Origin of the sequence: cf. Phormidesmis sp. LEGE 11477 (genome assembly GCF_015207105.1) — a bacterium.
GTDB lineage: Bacteria > Cyanobacteriota > Cyanobacteriia > Phormidesmidales > Phormidesmidaceae > Phormidesmis.
In genome coordinates, this window is sequence record NZ_JADEXO010000109.1 from 1 (window position 1) to 21412 (window position 21412).

The 21412-nt window shown below is 50.0% G+C and carries 30 protein-coding genes; 8 read left to right on the top strand and 22 right to left on the bottom strand.

Annotation, left to right across the window (positions count from 1 at the left end; translation table 11 throughout):
• Positions 1 to 13: 13 nt before the first annotated feature.
• From IQ256_RS22860 to IQ256_RS22875, 4 genes are all read right to left on the bottom strand, one after another.
• Positions 14 to 1678 (bottom strand): ABC transporter substrate-binding protein, encoded by a 1665-nt coding sequence (locus IQ256_RS22860; RefSeq protein ID WP_193858006.1) that lies wholly within the window; start codon positions 1676 to 1678, stop codon positions 14 to 16.
• Positions 1679 to 1767: 89 nt separating this feature from the next.
• Positions 1768 to 2226, bottom strand: coding sequence for an ABA4-like family protein (locus IQ256_RS22865; RefSeq protein ID WP_193858007.1), 459 nt, complete (start codon positions 2224 to 2226; stop codon positions 1768 to 1770).
• 38 nt (positions 2227 to 2264) lie between these two features.
• Entirely contained in the window at positions 2265 to 2627 is a 363-nt protein-coding gene (locus IQ256_RS22870; protein WP_193858008.1) for a DUF86 domain-containing protein, read from the bottom strand.
• Positions 2585 to 2923: a nucleotidyltransferase family protein gene (locus IQ256_RS22875; RefSeq protein WP_193858009.1), complete on the bottom strand. Its 339-nt coding sequence runs from the start codon at positions 2921 to 2923 to the stop codon at positions 2585 to 2587. The genes IQ256_RS22870 and IQ256_RS22875 overlap by 43 nt, the downstream gene beginning before the upstream one ends.
• 312 nt (positions 2924 to 3235) lie before the next feature.
• Between IQ256_RS22875 and IQ256_RS22880 the strand changes: the two genes are divergently transcribed.
• Genes IQ256_RS22880 through IQ256_RS22890 form a run of 3 tightly spaced genes read left to right on the top strand, consistent with a single transcriptional unit; the run spans position 3236 to position 5313 of the window.
• Positions 3236 to 3427, top strand: coding sequence for an NAD(P)H dehydrogenase subunit NdhS (locus IQ256_RS22880; protein ID WP_370623526.1), 192 nt, complete (start codon positions 3236 to 3238; stop codon positions 3425 to 3427).
• A gap of 3 nt (positions 3428 to 3430) precedes the next feature.
• Complete coding sequence (locus IQ256_RS22885) at positions 3431 to 4105, top strand: HAS-barrel domain-containing protein (protein WP_193858010.1); 675 nt, start codon at positions 3431 to 3433, stop codon at positions 4103 to 4105.
• A 47-nt stretch (positions 4106 to 4152) separates the two neighbouring features.
• Positions 4153 to 5313, top strand: a complete 1161-nt coding sequence (locus IQ256_RS22890; RefSeq protein WP_193858011.1) for an FAD-binding oxidoreductase — start codon at positions 4153 to 4155, stop codon at positions 5311 to 5313.
• Between the two features lie 64 nt (positions 5314 to 5377).
• On the opposite strand, the gene IQ256_RS22895 is transcribed toward IQ256_RS22890, so the two are convergent.
• The 11 genes from IQ256_RS22895 to IQ256_RS22945 all read right to left on the bottom strand — a co-directional run bounded on the left by IQ256_RS22895 (position 5378) and on the right by IQ256_RS22945 (position 11790).
• Positions 5378 to 5779, bottom strand: coding sequence for a PIN domain-containing protein (locus tag IQ256_RS22895; RefSeq protein WP_193858012.1), 402 nt, complete (start codon positions 5777 to 5779; stop codon positions 5378 to 5380).
• On the bottom strand, positions 5767 to 6006 hold the full coding sequence (locus tag IQ256_RS22900) for a hypothetical protein (RefSeq protein ID WP_193858013.1): 240 nt from the start codon (positions 6004 to 6006) through the stop codon (positions 5767 to 5769). Before IQ256_RS22900 ends, IQ256_RS22895 begins: the two co-directional genes overlap by 13 nt.
• Positions 6007 to 6139: 133 nt before the next feature.
• On the bottom strand, positions 6140 to 6703 hold the full coding sequence (locus IQ256_RS22905; protein ID WP_193858014.1) for a Uma2 family endonuclease: 564 nt from the start codon (positions 6701 to 6703) through the stop codon (positions 6140 to 6142).
• Between the two features lie 93 nt (positions 6704 to 6796).
• Positions 6797 to 7672, bottom strand: a complete 876-nt coding sequence (locus IQ256_RS22910; protein WP_193858015.1) for a M48 family metallopeptidase — start codon at positions 7670 to 7672, stop codon at positions 6797 to 6799.
• 30 nt (positions 7673 to 7702) lie between these two features.
• Positions 7703 to 8143 carry a YbjQ family protein gene (locus IQ256_RS22915; protein WP_193858016.1) on the bottom strand — a complete coding sequence of 147 codons (441 nt, stop codon included), beginning with the start codon at positions 8141 to 8143 and terminating at the stop codon, positions 7703 to 7705.
• 101 nt (positions 8144 to 8244) lie between these two features.
• Positions 8245 to 8568 (bottom strand): YbjQ family protein, encoded by a 324-nt coding sequence (locus IQ256_RS22920; RefSeq protein ID WP_193858017.1) that lies wholly within the window; start codon positions 8566 to 8568, stop codon positions 8245 to 8247.
• Positions 8569 to 8789: 221 nt separating this feature from the next.
• Complete coding sequence (locus tag IQ256_RS22925) at positions 8790 to 9755, bottom strand: dienelactone hydrolase family protein (protein WP_228025187.1); 966 nt, start codon at positions 9753 to 9755, stop codon at positions 8790 to 8792.
• A gap of 28 nt (positions 9756 to 9783) precedes the next feature.
• Positions 9784 to 10482, bottom strand: a complete 699-nt coding sequence (locus IQ256_RS22930) for a gamma-glutamyl-gamma-aminobutyrate hydrolase family protein (RefSeq protein WP_193858018.1) — start codon at positions 10480 to 10482, stop codon at positions 9784 to 9786.
• Between the two features lie 52 nt (positions 10483 to 10534).
• On the bottom strand, positions 10535 to 10834 hold the full coding sequence (locus IQ256_RS22935; protein ID WP_193858019.1) for a DUF2973 domain-containing protein: 300 nt from the start codon (positions 10832 to 10834) through the stop codon (positions 10535 to 10537).
• A 200-nt stretch (positions 10835 to 11034) separates the two neighbouring features.
• Positions 11035 to 11412: a DUF2605 domain-containing protein gene (locus tag IQ256_RS22940; RefSeq protein WP_193858020.1), complete on the bottom strand. Its 378-nt coding sequence runs from the start codon at positions 11410 to 11412 to the stop codon at positions 11035 to 11037.
• Positions 11413 to 11505: 93 nt separating this feature from the next.
• Positions 11506 to 11790: a TIGR02450 family Trp-rich protein gene (locus IQ256_RS22945; RefSeq protein ID WP_193858021.1), complete on the bottom strand. Its 285-nt coding sequence runs from the start codon at positions 11788 to 11790 to the stop codon at positions 11506 to 11508.
• A 157-nt stretch (positions 11791 to 11947) separates the two neighbouring features.
• On the opposite strand from IQ256_RS22945, the gene IQ256_RS22950 reads away from it, so the two are divergent.
• The 4 genes from IQ256_RS22950 to IQ256_RS22965 are packed head-to-tail and all read left to right on the top strand — an operon-like array spanning position 11948 to position 16156.
• A complete protein-coding gene (locus IQ256_RS22950) occupies positions 11948 to 13009 on the top strand; it encodes an ABC transporter ATP-binding protein (protein WP_193858022.1) in 1062 nt (353 codons plus the stop codon).
• Positions 13006 to 13803 carry an ABC transporter permease gene (locus tag IQ256_RS22955; RefSeq protein ID WP_193858023.1) on the top strand — a complete coding sequence of 266 codons (798 nt, stop codon included), beginning with the start codon at positions 13006 to 13008 and terminating at the stop codon, positions 13801 to 13803. Before IQ256_RS22950 ends, IQ256_RS22955 begins: the two co-directional genes overlap by 4 nt.
• 34 nt (positions 13804 to 13837) lie before the next feature.
• A complete protein-coding gene (locus tag IQ256_RS22960; RefSeq protein ID WP_193858024.1) occupies positions 13838 to 15433 on the top strand; it encodes a Gldg family protein in 1596 nt (531 codons plus the stop codon).
• Between the two features lie 42 nt (positions 15434 to 15475).
• Positions 15476 to 16156 carry a DUF4340 domain-containing protein gene (locus IQ256_RS22965; RefSeq protein WP_193858025.1) on the top strand — a complete coding sequence of 227 codons (681 nt, stop codon included), beginning with the start codon at positions 15476 to 15478 and terminating at the stop codon, positions 16154 to 16156.
• A gap of 60 nt (positions 16157 to 16216) precedes the next feature.
• On the opposite strand, the gene IQ256_RS22970 is transcribed toward IQ256_RS22965, so the two are convergent.
• The 3 genes from IQ256_RS22970 to IQ256_RS22980 all read right to left on the bottom strand — a co-directional run bounded on the left by IQ256_RS22970 (position 16217) and on the right by IQ256_RS22980 (position 18684).
• On the bottom strand, positions 16217 to 16570 hold the full coding sequence (locus tag IQ256_RS22970) for a hypothetical protein (protein WP_193858026.1): 354 nt from the start codon (positions 16568 to 16570) through the stop codon (positions 16217 to 16219).
• 400 nt (positions 16571 to 16970) lie between these two features.
• Positions 16971 to 18179, bottom strand: a complete 1209-nt coding sequence (locus tag IQ256_RS22975; RefSeq protein WP_228025188.1) for a spore photoproduct lyase family protein — start codon at positions 18177 to 18179, stop codon at positions 16971 to 16973.
• Between the two features lie 181 nt (positions 18180 to 18360).
• Positions 18361 to 18684 carry a TMEM14 family protein gene (locus IQ256_RS22980; protein ID WP_193858027.1) on the bottom strand — a complete coding sequence of 108 codons (324 nt, stop codon included), beginning with the start codon at positions 18682 to 18684 and terminating at the stop codon, positions 18361 to 18363.
• A 111-nt stretch (positions 18685 to 18795) separates the two neighbouring features.
• On the opposite strand from IQ256_RS22980, the gene IQ256_RS22985 reads away from it, so the two are divergent.
• Complete coding sequence (locus tag IQ256_RS22985) at positions 18796 to 19599, top strand: class I SAM-dependent methyltransferase (RefSeq protein WP_193858028.1); 804 nt, start codon at positions 18796 to 18798, stop codon at positions 19597 to 19599.
• Positions 19600 to 19708: 109 nt separating this feature from the next.
• On the opposite strand, the gene IQ256_RS22990 is transcribed toward IQ256_RS22985, so the two are convergent.
• The 4 genes from IQ256_RS22990 to IQ256_RS23005 all read right to left on the bottom strand — a co-directional run.
• Entirely contained in the window at positions 19709 to 20245 is a 537-nt protein-coding gene (locus IQ256_RS22990; protein WP_193858029.1) for a hypothetical protein, read from the bottom strand.
• 6 nt (positions 20246 to 20251) lie between these two features.
• Complete coding sequence (locus tag IQ256_RS22995; protein WP_193858030.1) at positions 20252 to 20521, bottom strand: hypothetical protein; 270 nt, start codon at positions 20519 to 20521, stop codon at positions 20252 to 20254.
• A gap of 34 nt (positions 20522 to 20555) precedes the next feature.
• Positions 20556 to 20921, bottom strand: coding sequence for a GNAT family N-acetyltransferase (locus IQ256_RS23000; RefSeq protein ID WP_193858031.1), 366 nt, complete (start codon positions 20919 to 20921; stop codon positions 20556 to 20558).
• A gap of 253 nt (positions 20922 to 21174) precedes the next feature.
• Positions 21175 to 21412: CopG family transcriptional regulator (locus tag IQ256_RS23005; RefSeq protein WP_228025189.1), on the bottom strand; the 238-nt coding region annotated here is incomplete at its 5' end.

Sequence of the window (21412 nt, forward strand, 5' to 3'; positions counted from 1 at the left end):
TAAGAGACAGTCTCTATTCTGAGGCTGTTTCGCCGCTGTTTTTGTCGATTTGCCAAAGTAGAAATTGCTGATTGGGTTCGATAGCAACGTTGCTGACATCGGCGGTGGTAAATACGTAGTCTTTGGTTTGCCAGAGCGGCACGTAGGGAACGTCGTCAACCATTAGCTGCTGAAGATCAGAGAAGATAGCATCTCGCTGAGTAGGATCTTGCTCGGCATTTTGAGCGGCCACAAGCTGGTTGGCCTGGTCACTGTAGTAAAAAGAGCCGTTAGCCTGAGTAGAGCCGACTGTGCAGAGCGTCTCGGCAGAGCCTTCGTCGCAGGTCAAAAAAGGCTGAACGAAGTTCTCTGGATCGAAGTAGTCGGCGTACCAGTTGGAGAGCACGCTGTTGTATGCACCGCTTTCTACGTTTTCCCAGAGGGTAGCGGATTCAGCGGTGCTAACGGTGACGTTCACCAGACCTGGTAGTGCCTGCTCGACCGACTGCTTGATCGTTTGGGCGGCGACCTGTCTAGGAGTGGAGGCCGAAGGATACCAGATTTCAAACGCCAGCGGATTAGCTTCGGTGATGCCCGCCGCTTCTAGATACGTTCTCGCTTCGTCAAAATTACCGTCGCCGTAGGCTGCTTCAAAGACGGGTTCATAAACAGAGAAGCTTTTCGGAATCAGGCTGTAGAGCGGTTCGGCCTGGCCTTTGAAAGCGCGATCGCTAATCAGCTGACGATCGATCATTGAGGCCACTGCTTTACGCACATTCAAATCATCAAACGGCGCAATCTTTTGATTGAGCGATAGATAGTTCACCACCGTAGAGCCCGCCTCTATTACCTGCCAGTTATTATCAGGTGCGTCTTCTTCTAGCTGAGAAATCTGGTCAGGATCGAGGGTCTGATAGGCTATGTCTAGCCCGCCTGATGTAAAAGTGTTGTACAGATTCACCGCGCTAGTGAACACCTGAATATCGATACCCTCGTTAGCAGGCTGCTCTCCCCAATAGTCTTCGTTAACATCTAGCTTGATCACATCGCTACTAAACGAGGCCAGCTTGTACGGGCCAGAGCCGACAAATGTATTGGGATTGAATTCACCCGCTCCGACTTCGTAGACTTCAGGAGAAACAGGCGTCACCCCCGAAAAGGTCAGCAGCGCCGGAAATGCGGCAAAAGGTTGCTGAAGCACAATTTCTAGATCGCCATTGGCAGAGGCGACCGAATCGATTTTGCTAGCGAGGAGCGAAGCCGGGCGACCGCCATTTTCCATGAATCGCTCGATAGAAAATGCCATCACTTCGGCAGTGAAAGGCGTGCCGTCGTGCAAGGTGACATCGTCGCGCAAGGGAATGATGTAGGTCAGCCCATCGTCGCTAATGCTCGGTAGTTCGGTCGCGAGCTGAGGAACCAAATCAGTGGTGCCCGGCGCATAGGTATAGAGGCGATCGCCCATGTTGTAGAGCAAAATACCGGGGAAAATTTCGTACGAATCCGCCGGATCGAGCGTGCGGGCGCTGAGCGTAGTGCCGATAGAGACGCGATCGCCAGAAGGCTCAATCTGAGTTTCGCTTTGGCTACCGTCGCAGCCCACCACCAACCCCAGACAAAGGCTAAACAGACCAACATAGCGCCCTATCCTAAGGAACCATCGTCTAGAAAACTGTCCATTGAAGAATGTGGCAATCATGGCTGCTTGTGTAACCTACAACACGTCATTATGAGCGATGGCGAGTAGATTAGCAGAAAAAGCGCTGCCAGTTCAGCAGATAGCTAGATCTAGTCACTCACCATTTCAGCCCTGTCACCTTCAGCTAGGCCAAACACCCTTTCCTGTAGCTGAGCAGTCACTAAGTGCGATAGCAGTCCAATCGGCCCGGCAAACAGACACAGTGCCAGAGAATGCCTTGTCCAGATGCCCTTTTCCTGCCCCTGCCAATAAATCCAGCGCCCCACAAACAAATCCATCACGATAAAGTGAATCCAGCCTGTCGCCATCACCCGCTCATCGGCAAACAGCCCCGCTAGCGCGCTCAGTGTAGGGTTTGCAAACGCCTCTATAGATTCGGGATTTAAGCTATTTGCAAAGCAGTAGATGTATGCCAATGCCAAAGGCACAAACGGCCACACAGACCCCATCACCCGCCGAGTCACCGACCAGCCTGGCAAAATCACCATCAGCACCCAAAAAGGCAGTGCGAAAACATTAGCCCCGTTATACAAATAGTCAATAATCATTTTTGTCGATACCTTTTGGACAGAGACAAAGTAATGACCTAAAAAATCTCTTCGGAGGCTTGTATCTTATCTAAGATGGCTTGAATCACTGGCCTTAGTTTTGGCAAATCTTCGTGGATAGTACTCCAGACAACTTCAAGACTGATGCCGAAATAGACATGCGCTATTTTGTCTCGCATGCCAGCGATATCTTTCCAGAGTATTCTCGGATATTGTTGGCGTATTGTTAACGGAATCTGCTTAGTCGCCTCTCCGATAATTTCGAGAGCGCGAGTGAGAGCAAGCATAGTCTTATCGTCGTTCTCAAACTCCTCGAATGTCATGCCTTCGACAAAGCTACAGGCCAAATCAATGTGGGTCAAGATGTCATTGAGATAGTCGCGGATGTCTCGCTTGACCATAAGTAGACGACTTCTTGCAATATACTTTTGCCAATATAAGGCTTTAGAGATCTTTTCATAACCAAATCGACTTCTTTGCCTAATGTATCGCTGATGTAGTTTTCTATGTGGCAGTACGTGAAGAGGCCAAACTTAAAGCTAGGATCGAACTCCACCAGGATATCTACGTCACTAGCTGCAGTTTGTTCGCCGCGTACGTAAGAGCCAAAAATGCCAAGTTCAACGATGTGATAGTCGCGCTGAAGGGTAGGCTTTATCCGACCGATTCGAGTTTTGATAACCTCTAACGATTCCATAACATCACAGAAGACGCATGATTCTTCTGCCAAGAATAGTTTTACTACTGTGCGTTAGCGCATTTCACGACTAGACCAACATTCATCGCTGATAGCACAATACTAGCAGCAGGATGCTCTACCCATTTTCTCATTGTCGTGATCGCGTAAGGAGATTTTGAGCCTTCGACAGTTAGGTTAGAGGCGCTTCTATCAGAAGCTATTAGCACAGCTAAAAACGAGGAAGCTATCAAAAGGAACTTGCATTCTAAAACCAGCCCTGTAAGCTATGTAAAGGATAACAAGCGCCCAATATGAGGATGCGAGCGAGCCATGATGATTTTTCCGGGATCTCCTGTTCGAGTAACCAATGCTGACGACACCTATTACGGGTTTGAAGGGCAGGTACAGCGTGTCACTGACGGTAAAATTGCCGTTCTGTTTGAAGGCGGCAACTGGGACAAGCTAGTCACCTTCAAAACCTCTGATCTAGAAGTCGTCAAGCCCAAGCGTGGGAAGAAATAAATCATGCGTCTGCCGCTACCGCAGTTTGACACCACCCAGCGTCGTCCTGATCATATTGCTGAGGTGATTGAGACTAGCACAACTGAGTTTCTAGCCCAGTGCTTAGAGCCTGAAGACTTGAGCTTTCCAGCGATGCCGCCTTTTGGTAGCTGGGTGAAAGCCTATGACGAAGAAGCGGCTAACCAGATCTACGGCGTGGTCTATCACGCGACGACAAGCCCGCTAGACTCAGTGCATCGGGCTAGGGCTTTGGGCATGTCCCTAGATGATTTGCGAGAGCAGCAGCCGCAGATCTTTGCCATGCTCAAAACAGAGTTTCGAGTGGCAATCGTAGGATTTGTGCCGATGCAGGCTAGTCGCAGGCGAGAGGGCGAAATGGAGCTAGGCAATCGGTACTACCAGCATTTGCCGCCACGTCCGCCACAGGTACACCAAGCAGTGCAGCGATGCGAACCGGCAGAAATTGTTCGGTTTACAGAAGAGCTCGACTGGCTGCGAACATTGTTGCAAGTCAGTGGCGTACCAACTGAAAGCCTAGTAGCAGCCTCAGTTCGAGAAGTGTACACCCTTCGTGAGCTAGATCGCGACTGGCTAGTAAAAGCGGGCCGCATGGTCAGCCTACTACTAAAAGACGACTATGATCGCCTACGCATGATTCTCTCGCAAATTCATCCGTAAGCTCTGTTCATTCATCGCTCATACTTCATCGTTCATACTTCTCTTTGATGCAGACTTACGACAATATTGTTATCGGCAATGGCTTAGCAGGCGCGGCCCTTAGCTATGAACTCGCAAAGGTGAAACAGTCTGTTCTACTGATAGATGAGGGCAGCCCAGACAGTGGAACGCGATACAGCTATGGCGGCATCGGCTACTGGGCAGGAACAACAGAACTCACAGAAACGATCTTTCGAGCAGGCATTGTTCGACATCGGGAACTGCCGGATGAGCTAGGCGCAGATACTCAACTGCGAGAGCTAGATCTGTTGCTTACAGTTGCCAAGGGCGCAGATATCGCAGCTGTGAAAGCAAGCTACGCAGCGATGCGTACACCGCCGCAGTTTATCGATGCTAAAACTGCTGGTGAGATTGAGCCGCAGCTAAACACAGAGGCGATTGAGGGAGCCTTTACGACTCGGCACGCGCACGTTGATCCTATATTGCTCGTAGCAGGATACAACGCCGCCTTTCGACAGTTGGGCGGTCATCACAATCTTTCGGCAGCAACCGGGTTAGTCCGAATTGGAGATACCGTGACAGGGGTAACCACTGAGGCGCAGGCGTACGCGGCCAAAAGGGTAATTGTCTCGGCAGGTGCGTATAGTTTGCAGCTATTGAGTGCGGTAGGCGTGCAGGTGCCGCTGTATTTTACACATGCGGAGATTGTAGAGACAGCGCCTTTAGATTTTGAGGTGCGATCGCTGATCATGCCCGCAAACAATGCCCGTACTGACTCAGAATCCGCATCGCCCGATCCATCTGAATGGCAAAAGCCGAATCATCAGGTAATGCCCCCCGTCCTAGAAGCAGGCGTCATTCAGTTTCGAGACAAAACCGCTCGCATTGGGCAAATCAGTCGGTTTCACACGGCCTTTGTTCCACCAGCAGACGCAAGTGAGAGTGAAAAAGCGATCAGAGATGCGATCGCCCGCCCCTTACCCAAACTCAAAAACGTCCCTGGCATCTGGCGACACTGCTTAGTCACCTTCACCCAAGACAACCTACCTTTACTTGGCCCAGTCCCTGGCATCGACGGCCTTCACCTTTTCAGCGGCTTTACGGGGCCTTTTGCCCTAGTGCCGCCAGTCGCCCAGCGCTACGCTCAGCAGCTAAACCATTCGCCCGACGAGCTGATAGAACAGATGACAGTCTCTCGGTTTTCCTGAATAAGATTCATTTCTGATCAAGATTAGGAAGGACTAATCAAGGCCAGCAAATTCTAGAAAACCACTAAGTCATCAAACAGCCTTCTAGCGCTTCATATTGAGAGAATAGTTTGTCTACGCTCGCTGGCTTCGAGCTGTAGCTTAGCGCTGTTGCAATAATCATGCGATCAAAAGGATCTTTGTGAACAGGTGAAAGCGAAACTGCTCTAAAGGCTACATCCGCTGTTAGAGGCAATAATTCCACGCCTGCGGGCGCTAGCGCTTCTTGAAGCCACTCATCTGCGGAGCAAGGTAGCTCTAATCTTCCCTTGCTGTTTGCCAGTGCAACTTCGTAACAGGACACTGGAGACATGCATACCCGCCTAGCCACGTCAATCTCATCTTGCCAATGCGCTGGAAATCGATCGAATTCTTGAGCTATCCACCAAAACCAAATATGCGTATCGAGCAAAATTACTTCAGACACTCCCAATCCTCTGCTGGGACAATAGGGCTCACGATATCACCCACCGTTTTTCCCTTTCCAGCTATAGAGGCAGGCGGAGAACGACGCTTTATCGACCGGGACACGGCTATCTTCGGTGAAGGCTCTTCCAATACCGTTACGATAATTCGAGCAGAAGTGACAAGTGGCTGTTCGCCAAGCCATTTTACCTGGCCATTTTCATAAACTGCTTCATAGCTTTTCAACATCAAACTAGCCTCCTCTAAAATGCATGTCTGTTGATAATTTGAAGTGTACAAGTCCTATGAGCTGCATACTTCAGAAAAATTATTCTAGATAGCACCTAATCCTCACCTGCCTTCTATCAAATGGAGAACTTACTTACGTTCTATCGAATTCAACCGCCTCGTATAGGTCTGCCAAAACTGTCTCTACGTTCACAGATGAGAGTAAAAAGCAGCTTTCTAGTCCGCTGTAGTCTCTAAACAGCCATTCGCGATCGCCCTGCTTGATGTAGTGCTCTACGTGCGGACGGGACTGCTCTATCAACACATACTCCTGAACCGATTCAAGCGTACGGTAGTAAGTAAATTTATCTCCTCTGTCATAAGCTTCTGTAGAGTCAGAAAGCGTTTCTGCAATCAAAATAGGGTTCATCACCGTGTCTTTTCGACTAGGCTGTAGCGCTGGCGGACGGGGCGTTATCATCACGTCTGGATAGGTGTAGCGATTGACCTCGGGTAGCCAAAGACGCTGATCGGTGACGAAGATGCTGTAGGGGTGCTTTCGTAGTGCAGATGTGAGTAAGAAAAAAAAGGTTGCCGTGATTTCATTGTGTGTGGGCGTACCGCTTGCTATCTCAATAATCTCTCCGTTGCGAAACTCGTGGCGAACTTCAGACTCTACTTCTGAGGTCAGATATTCTTCTGCCGTACAAATCTCCAACGCTCTAGGTTCCTCGTACTATTCGCATCATAGTTGCTCTCTAGCATCACTCCCAGTTCAATGTCCAATCTCAATATCTAGTATTCGTAGCTCTTAGCAGGGCGCTTCAAAGTTGGCGCACTCAATGCCTTCTGGGAGAGAGGTTGGGTTACCTGTCAGCGGCCAGTCGCTTGCTTCGGCAATAGATTCTAATCTTTCAATGCGGTTATCTGTCAGCGGGTGGGTCTGTTGCCATTCGGCGACCGGACTCAAAACGCCTAGATCAAACTCTTCTGACTGTAGGCGTCTGAAGAAGTCTAGACTGTGACCGCCATGATCGTAGCGAGCCATCATCAGCGCGATCGCGTATTCATCGGCCATCGTTTCTTGAGTTCTGCTGTGACCTTGCTCTGTCAGATTTAGCACATTGGGCACCAGCACAGAGTTCGGCCCTTGCCCCACGCCTAGTAGGCCACTGACGGTCATCAAGACCAGCGATCGCCCTAGGGCATCGAGCGGATCGCGGTTGTGCAAATGACCTAGCTCGTGAGCTAAAACAAAAGCCAGTTCGTTTTCACTTTCCACCTGATCGAGCAACCCTTCGGTAACCATCAAATGGCTCCCAGCTGTTACCATTGCATTTTCTTCAGGCATATCCAAGATACTAATCTTGACAGGCGGATACTCAACAACAGCTATCTCGGTCTGCGATAGATTGTCTTGAAGTGAACTGGTCAGATCTTGCAAATACTCCAGTCGACTGTCGCCAGTGTCTATTCTATTGGGCAAAGAGTTAACTAGACTCGCTCCAATTTGTTCTTCGGTTTCTATGCCGATTCGCTTGACTAGCTGGCTCGCTATTAGCCCCAGGACAACATAGATGACGATACCTGCCAACGTCACCGTTCCTAGCAGATACGCCAGATTCACCAGCGGATGAACCGGCGTGACATTGACTTCTTTGGTAATTTCTTTGGGAACGAACTTCATAGAAACGCCTATCGTATAGCCTTGATAGCCCTATCGGATTGCAGTTCCATATGCCATAATCTCAACTGCGGACAGCCCCTGATCGCGTGATTTGCCGCCAATGCTAGAGGTTTCAAATCGAACGTTAACGATCTGAGAAGCGCCCCACTCAATGGCTTCTTCTTTCATCCGCAGCAACGCTTCGCGGCGACCGCGATCCACTAGGCTTTCATACACCACTACCCGGCCACCGACTAGATTACGCAACCCCGCAGAAATCGTTTTGAAATAGTCATTAGCAACAACCACACTGCCCACAAACAGTTGAGCATCGTGAGCGTACGGCAGATCTTGTTTAGCGCCAAAATTCATCATCGGTACGTGAAGCGTTTTCTTTTCTCTATCTCTGATAGAGGCATAGTGCTTGGCCTCAAAATGTCGGCCTACAAAAAAGCCAACGCCTATCAAAATCAGCGGAACTAACAGCTCCATAAATGTCTTTCCCTTAATAGTTGCAGTTTGTTTTGTTAGAGTCGTGTGACCAATTCGGCATTACCTGACTCAAATTTACTGGAAAATCTCTCTGGCTCGGGCTACTTCACTCGAACAGCGGTGCCATAGGCAAAAAGTTCTGCGGCACCAGGGGCAATAGAAGAGGTAGCAAAGCGAATATTCACTACAGCGTTCGCGCCTAGCTGTTCTGCTTGCATTACCATCCGTTCGATCGATTCTTTTCGAGATTCTTGCAGTAGCTCGGTGTAGCCTTTGAGTTCACCACCGACAATGTTTTTAAAGCCAGCGAGAATATCTTTGCCGACGTGCTTGGCGCGGATAGTACTGCCTTGGACTAGGCCATAGTGCTCAACGATTTCTCTACCGGGAACGCCTTCTAGGGTTGTGAGGGTGAGGTTACTCATCGGGTGGTTTTTCTCCAAGGGTTAAATAGTTTGTGTTTAGAGGCTAAAATTCGCGTACTAGGCATCAACACAAAAAGTTGATATATCGGATGATGCCCGATTTATTCATATGAGTTAACTGATACTAGCTATCGGCTATCAGCTATCGGTTAAAAGGACGCTGTAACCGTCTAGGCTATGCCTTTAGAGAGTCATCTTTAGGGATTCAAAGAGAGCAAGGTCTAAGTTTTGAGGTGAGTGTTGAAAAAAGCAACTGTTTTCTCCCAAGCGTCTGCCGCAGCATCGGCATTGTAGTTTTGGCCAGAGGGGTTGGCAAAGGCATGACCCACGCCAGGATACAAATTGATGTCAGCAGTTTTACCTATGTTCTCTAAGGTTGATTCAAAGTTTTGAACATCTGTGACAGGAATAGAGCTGTCTTCTTCACCAAAAAAGCCGATGATTGGCATATCGAGTGCATCTAGCGCTTCGGGGGCCAGAATGAGCTGTCCGTAATAGATAGCCATGGCATCGAGGTCGGACGAAAGCAAAAGCCCCGTACGCAAAGACCAAGTGCCGCCAAAGCACCAGCCAATAGATCCCAGGGTAGGCGCGTTGTATTCGGTTTCTAAGAAGCTGGCAGCCTGAAGGATATTATCCTGCGCTGGGCCGGGGTTATCCATAACCGATCGCAGTAATTCTCGGGCGGATTGAGGATCGGTGGCCACCTGATCGTTGTACAAGTCCAAGGCTAGAGCGGTATAGCCTTCACCAGCAAGCCGACGAGTCATGGCTTCGATATTCTCGTTGAGTCCCCACCATTCATGAATCGTCAGAATGCCGGGAAGCGCATCGCTAGTAGGCTCGCTCGGCTGAGCCAGATAGCCAGTGATGGCTTGGCCCTCAATCTCGGCGTAGGTAACGGCCTGGCCCGTGACTGGAACGGTGGGCTCAGCCATGGCAATCGGCGTGGCCGTGGGTTTGTCGCCTTCATGTTCATTGGCGAGGGGGTCTGTGGCAGTCGTTTCGGTAGCGGCCTCGCGGCTAGATCCGTCGGTGACACCATCGGCACCATTCGATTGGCCGCTTGTCTGGGCTCCACAGGCTTGGAAGAGAAGCGTGATCGAAAGTGCCACTACAAACAGCCAGCCCCCTAGGTTTTTAACGAGGGATCTAACCGTAGGATTCTTTATTCGGATGCCGCTCATCTATTGATTACTAAACACAGCCCCTCAATCATGCGGGTTCGGGCACGGATGAGAGCCAATTGTTTAAAAAAGTTTCCAACCAGCGATCAACGCTTTGGCTGTGATGTCGGTGATTGTCTATTTGCTGCTGCTTGGTCTGGGTGTTGGGTGCGCCGATTAGCTCCGCGCCGTTCGTGCTCCAAAAATCAACCATATCAGCGGTGATTTCTGGATGAAACTGCAGGCCGTAGGCGTGGCGGCCCCACCGAAAAGCCTGGTGAAAATCATCACCTGTGGCTATTAGCACCGCGCCATCAGGTAGCTCAAAGCCTTCTGTGTGCCAGTGGTAGACCATCATTTTGTCAGGGAAGTGCGATCGCCCTGCTTCAGTTGCATAGATTGGATAGTAACCAATCTCTTCGACCGCTGCCGCATGCGGCCCTACCGTTGCGCCTAGCACCTTGGCCAGCAGCTGCGCCCCCAGACAGATGCCCAAATACGGTAGCTCTGCTGCTAGCGCCCGGCGAATCCATTCTATTTCTTGGTGTAGATACGCCTCATTGTCATTGACGCTCATCGGGCCGCCAAAGACCAGCATGCCAGCGTAGTCGTCGATAGATTGGGGCAACAGATCGCCGAGAACGGGCGCACGAATATCGAGCTGATAGCCCATAGACTCCAGCTTTTGCCCTATTAGCCCCGGAATGCTGGTCTCTTTGTGGATCAGGGTTAAAATCTTTCGCTGCATTACTCAAGCAATTCACAAGCCCAAATCATACAACAGGCTGCATTTGTTGATACTAGACATCTTCAGTAGGGGGCTCTTCACTGCCGCTAGCAGAGCCGCCAGAAGATTCGTACAGTGCATTTAACTGATCGCGCGCGTCCTTGATAGAAATAGAGCGCATCACCAGTAATGGCTCATTGATCACATCGCCGCTGTCGTTGAGCATTTCAGGATGAGGAACGGGACGATCGGATTTTGCGCTCTGTACGGGCTGGCGCACTTCGGTGCCGAGCCTGACCATGTTGCGAATCATGTTAGATACGGCAAGGACCGCTAGAACAGTGAAGGCAAGAACGTATAGCAGGTGGAGCATGGGTCTAAGAGGAAGGGCAAATGGTTAGGCTGATGAATAGATTCGCTGGTTGGGCCTTTGGCTACGGGGCTGCGGCTACTTGGCTGTGACTGCTGAACTGTGATTGCTGAATTATGTCGTCTTAACCATAATGGCTCAGCTGTAATGTCTTGGCTGTAGTTTGACTATGAATAGTTAGCTTGAATGGCTAACGTGATCGGCTAGTCCTGTCGACTAGTTTGATGCTGATCGGTCGGGTCTTGAGTGGACTTGGCCTGACTAGCTTGCTCTCGGCGATAGCGCACGGCAACGCTCCAACATTCGTTGACTAGCTTGTGCCAGGTCATGACAACTTTCATTTCAACCCCTACCTGGCTGTCAGTGATAGAGCATAGCGTCTGGGAAGCACTGACCTGTTTTTGAGCGGATCGGACTCTAGCAAGGAGGTCGGCCTGTTCCGCTGGACTCAAGAAGCTGAGAGTTTGTTCTTCGAGCAGGGTGACTGTCCGACCAAACCAATGCTGAAAATCGTCCAAAAGCGGCGGCAAAACTGCCTTTAGCAAGTTGGTATCTTCTGGCGGAACGGACGGTGAAGTCATAGAAGTGCAAAAAAGCAGCTAGTAGCCTTCTCTATATTAGTACGATCTCTCTTGAGTGTTACGACGTCGTTACGATGCTGAGATAGAAAAGGGTTATTCATCAAGCGAGTCTAGCCGATGAGGCGCGCCTGTATAGTCAGCGGCGATCTCATCAATTTCGTGTAAAGTTTGCCAGCCCGCCGCCCATAGGGAGCGATTTTTTAAAACTTTAGCGTTGATCCAAAAGCGAACGCTAGGATCGCAGGCGGCTACCAGTTCAGCAAAGACGAGCCGATCTTGATTTTTGCGATTGACGACGTGAAAGTGTCGCCAGCCAAGGGTTTTTTGCTGGGCAGTCCACTTGGAACCAAGCAGGTGGGGAAATTTCTGTTTGGGCACGGCAGAGCAGGTAGGAAAGTGGTTGACTGAAGTGGTTGACTGGGGCGGTTAGTTTAATCGGGTAGGTGCTAACATGCCTTGTCTATGAAGTAGCTGTCTCTAGTTTAGAGCGGTTAAGACTAGAGCGGTTAAGACTAGAGCGGTTGGGGGAAGGCCGATGATTGAGGTCGAGGGACTAAGTAAGGCATACGGATCGACGCTGGCAATCAAGGATGTCACCTTTGCGGTAGAGCCGGGTGAGATTTTGGGCTTCTTGGGTCCGAACGGCGCGGGCAAGACGACGACTATGCGGATCTTGACAGGCTATCTACCGGCAACGGCAGGGACGGCCAGGGTAGCCGGGAAAGATGTTCACGCTGAGTCGATGGCGGTGCGTCAGCGAATTGGCTATCTGCCAGAGACGCCGCCACTGTATCCAGAGATGACGGTGGAGAGCTTTTTGCACTTTGTGGCGCGGATCAAGGGCGTGAGCGCGGGCGATCGCACCGCCAAAGTCACGTCAGCTATCGTTCGCTGCAATCTAGAAGAAAAGCGAAAGGTGATGATTCGCAAGCTGTCTAAAGGCTTCAGACAGCGAGTCGGTATTGCCCAGGCAATCGTGCATAATCCGCCCGTTATTGTGCTTGATGAGCCGACAGTGGGCCTAGACCCAAAGCAAATTATCGATGTGCGAAATCTAATCAAGAGCCTAGCCGGGGAACACACGATTATTTTATCGACGCATATTCTGCCGGAAGTGAGTATGACGTGCGATCGCATCACCATCATCAATCAAGGTGAAATCATCGCTACTGACAGCCCTGAGCATCTGGTCGAACGGCTGACGGGCAAAGGCGGCTACTGGGTGGAAGTGGCCGGGGATACAGACAATGCACTGGCGGTGCTGCGTTCGGTGCCAGGAGTGTTGCAGGTCGAGATGAGGGCAGCTGACGGGCTAGCCGATGGGCATTCACGCTTTCAGGTCACCACCGAGGCGGATGATGTCGGCAGTGCGATCGCCGCTCAAGTCGTCGAGCAGGGCCTAGGACTATTTGAACTTAGTCGCCATCGAGCGAGCTTAGAAGATGTATTTATTAATTTGACTATGCAAGAAACCGCGCGAGAAACAGGGGAAACAGTGCCAGCAGCAGCGCCAGCAGCAGTCCCAGAAACAGCGCCAGCAGCAGAGCAGACGGAACCCGCTGACCCGACTGATACTACGAAGGAAGAGCTGTTATGAAAACATTCATCGGAAATCTGCTGGCTATCTATCGACGAGAGCTACAGAGCTATTTCAACTCGCCGTTTGCCTACGTGATTGCAGTCGTGTTCTGGCTGATCAGCGGGCTGTTTTTGATTGTCTTATTACTATCGCCCCAAGGCATTATTGCCCAAGTCAGCGCCTCCGATCAGCTAGGGCTAGGACAGACGTATGACGTGCCGTACGAGTTTTTGAAGCTATATCTTGGTCTGCTGGGCTCGCTATCGATGTTTGTGCTGCCGATGCTGTCGATGGGCCTATATGCCGAAGAGCGAAAGCAAGGCACGTTAGAGCTGCTGGCCACCTCTCCTTTGACCAACTGGGTAGTGGCGCTTGGCAAGCTGCTAGGCGTGGTGACCTTTTATAGCGCTATGCTGGTGCCGCTGATGGGGCTAGAGCTGATTGCGTTTAGCGCTAGCGATCCGGCGTTTCCGCTGTCTTTGTTTTTGTTGGGGCATGGCGGGCTGCTATTGCTAGGGGCCAGTACGCTAGCGCTAGGAATGTTTATTTCTTCTTTATCGGACAGTACGGTGCTAGCAGCAGTGATGACCTTCGGTGTGGTGCTGCTGCTATGGGTGGTTGATGCGATCGCTACTGCCCTTCCTGGACCGTTTGGCCAGTCAATAGGCCACCTTTCTCTATTGACCCATTTCACCGACTTTACCGAAGGGATATTTGACACCAGCGGTTTGATTCTTTTTCTTTCCTATATTGTTTTGGGGCTATATCTGACCGCTCAATCAATTGATACGCTGCGGTTTCAGCGATCTTAATTTTTTGGTCCTAACTCTTATTGAGTAGTTTCTTATGAAAAATATTCAGGGCTTGCTTAAGCATCTCATCTGGCCAGGTATTGCGCTGACAACAGCAGGCATTGTCGTCGGTCTGTTAAACAACTGGACGCTCGTTGCCGTAGCGCTGCTGGTTGTGGGTCTGCTGTTGCTAGTCGCTAGTATCGCGGCGGGTGATTTCGGCGTTTTCAAGTTAGGGTTCTGGCAGCGCCGTTCTACGCAGGCGGGCACTAATGCAGCGGTTTCTGTGCTGTCTGTGCTGGTGATTTTAGGCATCATCAACTTCATCGGCGCTCGCTATGACAGTCGCATTGATCTCACCGATGGCCAGCTTCTAACGCTCTCACCAGTCTCCCAAGAAGTCGTCCGAAATCTAGAAACCCCCACCCAGGTTCTAATCTTCAGCTCGAATGCGGACCTGCGCGACCAGCAGCTACTGGAAAACTACCGCCGCTACAACAGCGATCTGAGCTACGAGTACATCGATCCTTTTGCCAATCCAGAGCAAGCTCAGGCCCTAGGCGTCACCGCAGAAGGTGAAGTCTATGTCCAAGCGGAACCAGCTCAAGCAGAACCCGGTCAAGCAGAACCCGATCAAGCACAGCCGACTGAAGAAACTTTAGAAGACACTGACAACCAGGCGCTTTTGGTGCAAACAGTCGATTTGCAAGAGCGGCTCAGTGAAAGGCAGCTGACCAACAAACTGGCGCAGCTCAGTCAAAACGAAACGGCCACGGCCTACTTTCTCCAGGGACACGATGAGTATGCAATCGACGGGTCGAGGCCCGGTTTGTTTGAGGCCGCTAGTCGATTAGCAAGTGAAAACTTTACCGTCGCACCGCTGAACTTGGCCGAGAGCGATCGCATACCAGAAGACGCAGACGTGGTGATCGTCGCCGGACCGCAGCAAGCGCTGTTCGAGACTGAAGTGATCATCTTGCAAGACTATTTAGAGTCGGGTGGCAGTCTGCTGGTGATGGTCGATCCAAGGGTAGAGACAGGTTTAGAAGCGCTGATGAATCAGTGGGGCGTCGTGCCAGAAGAGACAGTGGTAATAGACACCTCCGACGGCGGTCAGCTAGTGGGGCTCGGGCCCGCAGCGCCGCTGGTGACCGACTACGGCGATCATCCGATTACAGAAGCCTTTGACCAGGGTCGATCCTTTTTTCCGGTGGCCAGACCCTTGCAGATTAGCGAAGTGGCCAACATAGAAGCAGATCCTTTGTTGTTTACCAATCAAAACAGCCATACGCAGGCACTATCAAATGACGCTGAGCTATCGATCGACCCCAATCGCCCACCAGAAGGCCCGTTTGCCCTAGGCGTAGCCCTTTCTGGCCCGGACGAGGCGCGAATGGTGGTAATTGGTAATTCTAGCTTTGCTACCGATGGATTGTTCGATCAGCAGCTTAATGGCGATGTGTTTTTGAATGCGGTGAGCTGGCTGAGCAAGATAGAGAATCCGACGCTGGAGATCCGACCCAAAGAGGTGACCAACAGACGGCTGAATATGACAGTGCAGCAGCAAATCTTGTTGACAGTACTAGCGCTGATCGGGCTGCCGCTAGCGGGCCTAGTCGGCGCTGGTACGCTGTGGCTAAGGCGTCGATAGCAGGCATAAGGAGAAGCTAACTACTAGAAGGAGAAACCCACTATGTTGAATCGCGGAACGCTGTTGTTGTTGGTAGTTGCGATCGCGCTTGGCGGCGGTGTTCTACTCTTTGAAAACAGCGATCGCACCAGTCGCGATCCCAGTACCGAAGCAGGTGCAGGTGAGGCCCAAGGAAAGCCGCTGCTGCCATTTGAAGAGAGTGCGATCGCGCAGTTTACCTTGAGCCGCCCCGACCAGAGCGATCTGACTTTTGTTAAAGATGAGTCAGGCGTTTGGCAAATGAGTACCCCAGAAGAACAAGTGGCAGAAGAGGGTGCGATCGCCTTTCTCCTCAGTCAGCTCACTCGCTCATCCAACCGCGTCATCAACGTTGACAGCCGCAGCCTAGTAGATTTTGGCCTCGACAATCCAACCGCCACCATCACCCTAGAATCAGATGTCTCTGAAGAAAAAAGCACCTATCAGATCTTAGTAGGAGATTCAGACTTCGGCGGCGACCAGCGCTATATACAGGTCATTGACCTCAACGAAGAGCAGATAAATGCTGACGGTAGCGAACAAGAAACAGAAATCGCCGACTCAGTAGAAACTGAAGAATCCAGCGACCTCGAAATCCACCTTGTTTCAGGCGGAATTATCAATGCAATCGAACGTCCCACTTCTGAATGGCTAGTAGCCGAAGAGGAAGCAACAGACGAAGTCACAGATTCGCAGCAGCCCTGATCTAATCAAGAGTCAGAAGCAACACTTCGATGATGATCCTAGCGAGCGAGCTGCTTGATTCTATCTGTTGGACTCTAGCTGTACAGGATAGAAGGAAACGCGCTGAGGGTCGTCTCTTCGCTCTTCGTTTCGAGTAATGACGTTGATTAGCAAGATAGTTGCCAGAATCAAAAACAATATAGACACACCGTTACTCAAAGAAGGCTCGCGCAGGCTGCCCTTTCCGCTTTTTGCTTTTTGCCTACCTGACTTTTTCTGAGCACCGTACTCAGAAAACTGATTGTTGCAACCCAGACAGTGATAGTAAATAAAGCTGTCTTCTGCTTTCTCAAAGTCGTTAGTAATTAGCTTGTGTTCTTTACATTCGGGGCAAGCTTTTTTGCTTTTATAGTCTTCTAACAAAGGATATGGCATGATCGATTTTCCGGTAGATATGGCGTTCCAACAAAGCCGTACAGCAGAACAACTGCCTGCTGCATCAGACTTCATACGATTCCTGTTGGTGCTAAAGATGCCGCTCTGACTAGGCTATTTCCAAAAAGTTGTACCTAACGCCCTAAACTGAAGACGCTAGTAGATTTACTGATGCTCCTCTTACCAAACTAGCAGCGAAATTTTTGATGGTCATCCGTATAGGTGTTCTCTGTTAGAACCATCAGCTAAAAGTTCATAAATTCCGCAAAAACTTGATGTGTTCGATCAAGACGGCACCGCAATCTTTCAACCGGACGGGCTGCGTGGCTTGAACGCAGTCAGACGCCAATAGCTACATTCAATTGCAAGTCTCTATCTACAGGACTCTATTCGTATCAATCTATGTCCAATACAAGATCCGCGCGTTAGCAAAAGTCTGATTTATTCTCTTTTCAAAGAACTTTCGCAGTGCTTGGGTAGTCTCTTTATCGTAGACATACTTAATGCCACCGAACTTGTTGCGCTTCGTAGTCCGCGAGTCCATTTGCATATCTAGCTCGCTGTTAGGATACCATTCGTTTAGCACCTGCTTCGACTTGGCAGTGAATCGGTGAGTGATCAGCTCGAAGGTTAAATCGCATTCAAAGTCCAAAGCAGTCGCAATCTCTTCAAATAGCTGAGCATAGCTATCTTGCCAGCCTTCAAAGGCCATAATCGGCGCAATCACGAAGCCGACAGGGTAGCCACCGCCGCCTTGGGCTTTGGGTAGCGCTAAAGTTCTCAATGCCTGAATGCGATCGCGTACGCTAGCCGTTCCCCCTTCAAACCCCTTCGATACCGGATCGGCATTGATACTCACTCGGCAGCGAGTTCGACCATTGTGCTCTATATCCAGCAGCGGCTCAACGTTGTTGAACTTCGACACCCAACGCAAATTCTTACGGGGCTGCGTGCCAAAATAGCGAATGCACTCACCTAAGCTGCCCGTCAAATGCTCTAGGCTGAGCGGATCGGTATAGCAGCTCACTTCAAAGCTGGTAGACGCACTCTCTTCTTTGATAAAGCGATCGGTATTTTCTAAGATAGCTGGCAGGTTGGCATAGACGCGAATCGCAGGCGGCCCCGAAAGACTGCTAGCCAAATAGCAATATTGGCAGTGAGCCGGACAGCCTTCTGCAAGATGAAACTGCCAGTCAGCAGACGGCGGAATCGGCTGTAGCTTGAACTGTCCTGGCGGCGCAGTAACTACGGCCATCGTTTGCTTGGCCCTGGCATAGGTTTCGCGCTCGTCTTTGCCGCGCAGTCCGGTAATGCGGTTACTTTTAAGCTTTGTGATCGGTAGACCCAAGCCACTCACCCTTTGATAGATCTGCTGTCCCCAAGCTTCTTCTAACGCGGCAGGGGTAAACAGCACCTGACGAGGCTTCCACAGGCGAGCCTTTGTAACCTGTTCGCTAGAGCGCTGACCGTTCGAGTGCGAATCAGCCTTTTGAACTTTATCTTCCTGAGCTTTGCCCGTTTGAACAGATTCTTTTGGAGATGCCTGCCGATTAACAGCGATATCTTGGACAGAAGCTGGCGTAATCAAAGCGCTGAGATCGGAAGACATAGTCACTAGTAGAGAGCCGTAAGGTGTAGAGCTTTGTCCTATCGTGGCAAACTTGCTATTAGTTCTGGCACTCTCAGAAGGCTTAACTGTGAGCCTGCTCAACTACGCACTTTGGTTGAGCGAAGTTGAAGTGCGATCGCTAAACCAAAGCCGCTAAACCAAAGCCGCCAAACCACATTGTCTAAACTGCAGTAAACAGGGTTGAAAGAGAGATCAAATTGATCACGCCCATAATGATCATTAGTCCAGCAGGCATAAATTTACGGGTTTTGATCAGTCGAATAATAAAAACAATGACCAGAACCAAACTAACAACGCCTGCCAACAATGGACCTGCCTGACTTCTGCCATAGAGCAGATAGGCCGCAATCAACAGCAGTAGGCCGCTGATGAAACCGGAAATAAGAGAGACCTGACTGCCTGCTTGCTTGTATCCAATAGCGCCACCTGCGATCGCCAAGATGCCATAGATCAATGTAAACAAAGGTGCAAAAGTAAGATTCATCCTGCTCTCCCAATTCATAATGCGGCTATGCTTAGGAATTATACGGCGAGATCGTGAGGCGATATCCGCCGATGCCGAACTCCCTTAGGAAAAGCAATCTTTCCATCAGATATGGCCTCAGAAATCCAGAAGCTTCAGGAATATCAAGCAGCCTATGCTTCTACACCCGGATGGTTCAACCAGACTTCTATTGGAATTTGGGACACGCTTCTATCTTTTCAGACAAAATCTAAGATCTGTGGCGACTTACTAGAGATAGGCGTATGGCAAGGCAAATCTGCGTTTTTGCAAATGTTGCACACAAGGTCTAACGAGAGCTGCGTATTCATCGAACCCTACCTCAATGAAGCCGCAAAAACGGCTATAGAATCTAGCAACCGGGTCTGTCGCTGTGAGTTCTATCCGATCAAGTCCAGCGATTTTGTTTACACACCTCGCTATGCTACTAGCGACAAAACGTTCCGCTGGCTTCATATCGATGGTGACCACAGCGCTGCCGCTGTCCTTGGCGATTTAGAGCTTTCTAATAAACTCCTGGGCCCTGACGGCATCATCTGTGTTGATGATTTCTTTTCTCTCCAGCATCCTCAAGTAACAACAGCAGTTCTGAAGTATCTAGCAGATCACACAGACGAACTGACACTCGCACTCTGCGGATTTAACAAAGCCTATATCTGTCGAACGAGCGCCTATCCCCTCTATCTGAAATTCGTTGAAGAAACCCTCATAGATGAGCTAGCGCATCGCCAGCTAGAAAATCTAGATCTTTGTAAAACCAGTGAAATATCAGACCTGGGCTGTCTACAGGGATATCTACTTCTGGATGCAAATTTCAGCAGCACTCATCCCAACTGGCATCGCCGCATGGGCCGCATCGTCAGGCTTTTGCTGAATTACGCCGAGCCAGCTCAGTAATACTAACTTGCTCTCTACACTTAGCCACTCACGTGTTGTCAGCATCTATAACAACGAAGTAAAAGAAGCCATCGAAATCATCAGCGACCTTCAGCAGGCACTAGCAAAGCTATAGCTTCGGTCTACCTAGTTTTAGTGCCTGACCTAGCCGAACGAAAGCAGCCTCTGAATATTTGTGGGCGATGCTAGTCTCGCACCTTCCAGTAGAGATGCCGGTATGATACTTCGGGTCTCCCTTCAACGAACACTGCTTGATAAGCTTCACGGCCTCATTGATACTTATCTCTAATTTCTCAGCCAAATGACTGGTTGTGTATATATACCAATCCTCCTTGTGAATCTTGGCTTGCATAGACGCAATGTCTACAGCCGCTGATTCGTCAGCAGTAACGTGCAAAGCAGCATCTCCAGCATCACCGTTTCTGACAGCCTCGAACTGCGTCTGCATTAGGCTGATGCTATTCTCCAAACGAGTGACCTTTCCACTCAGCGCTTCAATCTGACCGCTCAAAGGCGGAATAAACTGATCGAACAATTCTACTAGCTTGCTCTCCGTAATAGGTCTATCGTCTACAGCGCCATCTCTCCTCACAGATTTGGCTTCGCTCAGGTTAGTGACTTTCTCAGAACCAGAATCTAAAGGCATTTCAATCTATGCAATTCTAAGGTTAGACCCTCTGTCTCGTACCCGCTGCGATACATCCTCCAGAGTACTGTTCGCAATGGTCTCAATCTCTTCCACAGGTAGAACGTCTTCCAGCTCTCCTTTCAAAAAAGTCAACAGTTTCTCATAAGTCACCCCGCCCTCTAGCTGATTAATATATCCAATCAAGAGTCGGCCAACGTCCGGCCCTGCTTCAACATCGCAACCAGCCGCTTCCTCCATCGAAACCGCCCACTCTAACCAATTTTTTTCAGCCATGCCCTCTTCTCTCCCTTCAATACAGCAAAACTAGCTAACCCTCACTTGCCCCACTCATAAACCTATCTCGAATACTCAGTCCTACATCGCTATCTAGCTCAAAATATTCAAGATCGTACTTATCCACATCGCGACCAAACTTTTGCATTCCAAATCGCGTATAAAAAGGCTTAGCCCTTGGCAGCGCATGTAGTCCTAATCTACCCTTGTATTCAAGCTCTACACTACGGTGTATAGCATAGCTCAACAGCCCAGAGCCGACACCTCTGTAGGTAGGCAGAGACGAAGTAGGCACCGACGAAGACGATCTGTTCCAAGGAGCCGTTGCTAGGTATTCCACATACACAATGTTCTTTTCAGTATCAAGCCTAGAGCGATGCATATCTAGCTCGATAAACATCAAACCTTGTGCGATGTCTTCAACCTCAACTGCATATTTCTCATAGCTAGGTTGAAGCTCAGCAAACTCGTACTTTCGCTTCCAGTCTCAGTGTGCATCTTCATCCCCCTGCCGAAGCCGTTCCTTCCAGAAAGTCTCATAATCAGCCAAATGCCTTTCAGACATCTCTGTCAGTACCGCAGGCACAGGTTGCCCACTAGCGCACTCTAGAACAGAAAACCGAAGTCTCAACTACACCCCCTCACACTCAGCATCACATCAATACAAGCTCAGACTTTTCCTTATCTTTTGACTCAAAATAGAACTTTTCACCTGACTCTACCCGACTTTCAATGAGTCCCGAAAGCCGCAAAGCCTGTCGAATAACAGCTGACTTGCTCATGCCCTTAGTCTCACTCAGACGATTCAATAGCTCAAGCTCAGCATCAGATAGCTGTAAAGAGATTAGCGTTTTTTTATTCATAAATTGCCTCCTACAGAGTCGGTAAGAA

Excerpts from the sequence above, each read along its gene's own strand:
- IQ256_RS22860 (WP_193858006.1), bottom strand. The coding sequence starts at position 1,678 with ATGATTGCCACATTCTTCAATGGACAGTTTTCTAGACGATGGTTCCTT.
- IQ256_RS22865 (WP_193858007.1), bottom strand. The coding sequence starts at position 2,226 with ATGATTATTGACTATTTGTATAACGGGGCTAATGTTTTCGCACTGCCT.
- IQ256_RS22870 (WP_193858008.1), bottom strand. The coding sequence starts at position 2,627 with ATGGTCAAGCGAGACATCCGCGACTATCTCAATGACATCTTGACCCAC.
- IQ256_RS22875 (WP_193858009.1), bottom strand. The coding sequence starts at position 2,923 with ATGGAATCGTTAGAGGTTATCAAAACTCGAATCGGTCGGATAAAGCCT.
- IQ256_RS22880 (WP_370623526.1), top strand. The coding sequence starts at position 3,236 with ATGATGATTTTTCCGGGATCTCCTGTTCGAGTAACCAATGCTGACGAC.
- IQ256_RS22885 (WP_193858010.1), top strand. The coding sequence starts at position 3,431 with ATGCGTCTGCCGCTACCGCAGTTTGACACCACCCAGCGTCGTCCTGAT.
- IQ256_RS22890 (WP_193858011.1), top strand. The coding sequence starts at position 4,153 with ATGCAGACTTACGACAATATTGTTATCGGCAATGGCTTAGCAGGCGCG.
- IQ256_RS22900 (WP_193858013.1), bottom strand. The coding sequence starts at position 6,006 with ATGTTGAAAAGCTATGAAGCAGTTTATGAAAATGGCCAGGTAAAATGG.
- IQ256_RS22910 (WP_193858015.1), bottom strand. The coding sequence starts at position 7,672 with ATGAAGTTCGTTCCCAAAGAAATTACCAAAGAAGTCAATGTCACGCCG.
- IQ256_RS22915 (WP_193858016.1), bottom strand. The coding sequence starts at position 8,143 with ATGGAGCTGTTAGTTCCGCTGATTTTGATAGGCGTTGGCTTTTTTGTA.
- IQ256_RS22920 (WP_193858017.1), bottom strand. The coding sequence starts at position 8,568 with ATGAGTAACCTCACCCTCACAACCCTAGAAGGCGTTCCCGGTAGAGAA.
- IQ256_RS22925 (WP_228025187.1), bottom strand. The coding sequence starts at position 9,755 with ATGAGCGGCATCCGAATAAAGAATCCTACGGTTAGATCCCTCGTTAAA.
- IQ256_RS22930 (WP_193858018.1), bottom strand. The coding sequence starts at position 10,482 with ATGCAGCGAAAGATTTTAACCCTGATCCACAAAGAGACCAGCATTCCG.
- IQ256_RS22935 (WP_193858019.1), bottom strand. The coding sequence starts at position 10,834 with ATGCTCCACCTGCTATACGTTCTTGCCTTCACTGTTCTAGCGGTCCTT.
- IQ256_RS22940 (WP_193858020.1), bottom strand. The coding sequence starts at position 11,412 with ATGACTTCACCGTCCGTTCCGCCAGAAGATACCAACTTGCTAAAGGCA.
- IQ256_RS22950 (WP_193858022.1), top strand. The coding sequence starts at position 11,948 with ATGATTGAGGTCGAGGGACTAAGTAAGGCATACGGATCGACGCTGGCA.
- IQ256_RS22955 (WP_193858023.1), top strand. The coding sequence starts at position 13,006 with ATGAAAACATTCATCGGAAATCTGCTGGCTATCTATCGACGAGAGCTA.
- IQ256_RS22960 (WP_193858024.1), top strand. The coding sequence starts at position 13,838 with ATGAAAAATATTCAGGGCTTGCTTAAGCATCTCATCTGGCCAGGTATT.
- IQ256_RS22965 (WP_193858025.1), top strand. The coding sequence starts at position 15,476 with ATGTTGAATCGCGGAACGCTGTTGTTGTTGGTAGTTGCGATCGCGCTT.
- IQ256_RS22970 (WP_193858026.1), bottom strand. The coding sequence starts at position 16,570 with ATGCCATATCCTTTGTTAGAAGACTATAAAAGCAAAAAAGCTTGCCCC.
- IQ256_RS22975 (WP_228025188.1), bottom strand. The coding sequence starts at position 18,179 with ATGTCTTCCGATCTCAGCGCTTTGATTACGCCAGCTTCTGTCCAAGAT.
- IQ256_RS22980 (WP_193858027.1), bottom strand. The coding sequence starts at position 18,684 with ATGAATCTTACTTTTGCACCTTTGTTTACATTGATCTATGGCATCTTG.
- IQ256_RS22985 (WP_193858028.1), top strand. The coding sequence starts at position 18,796 with ATGGCCTCAGAAATCCAGAAGCTTCAGGAATATCAAGCAGCCTATGCT.
- IQ256_RS22990 (WP_193858029.1), bottom strand. The coding sequence starts at position 20,245 with ATGCCTTTAGATTCTGGTTCTGAGAAAGTCACTAACCTGAGCGAAGCC.
- IQ256_RS22995 (WP_193858030.1), bottom strand. The coding sequence starts at position 20,521 with ATGGCTGAAAAAAATTGGTTAGAGTGGGCGGTTTCGATGGAGGAAGCG.
- IQ256_RS23000 (WP_193858031.1), bottom strand. The coding sequence starts at position 20,921 with ATGTTTATCGAGCTAGATATGCATCGCTCTAGGCTTGATACTGAAAAG.